We start from the raw sequence: 542 nt of genomic DNA on the forward strand, positions 1-542 counted from the left end.
CTCCCCTCTTCGGACCGGCACAGCGGCGGCCGGACGAGCGGACCTGGACCGGATCCGGCCGCCGCGCCTCCCCCGGACCCGGAGGTGTCACCGTCATGCCCCCTTTGCCACGCTTCGACCCGCTCTGGCTCGTCATCCCGGCGGTCGCCATCCTGATCGCCCTGGGACGGCCCGTCACGATGCCGATCAAGCCGCACGCCGACGGGCCACGCCTCGTCCTGGCGACACGTGATCCGCAACGGAGCACCACCGCCTTGTCCGACTCCTTGTCCGAGCCCGGGGGGTCTGCCCCGTCCGGTGCGACCGACTCCGCCGGTGGGCTCGGCCCCGGTGACGGGTTCGGTACCGAGCCCCGCCACGACGTCATCGAGCAGGCTCTGGGGATCAGCCAGGTTCGGGCTGTGGTGAGGACCGCGGGCCCACCTCCTCTCAGGCTCACCCCCGGCACGTCGGCGAAACCCTCGACGACACCTGATCCGTCCACGGCGCGGTCGACGCCGGCGGCACACCCGGCCCCCTCGCCCCCGGCCCCTCGCCGAAAG

General features: G+C 73.6%; 1 pseudogene. It reads left to right on the top strand.

Annotated features, from left to right (window positions below):
• Window positions 1-95: 95 nt before the first annotated feature.
• Window positions 96-542: pseudogene (locus AC08ON_RS05050) on the top strand (hypothetical protein); the annotation flags it as partial.

Source organism: Frankia sp. CoWAU3, assembly GCF_977971855.1.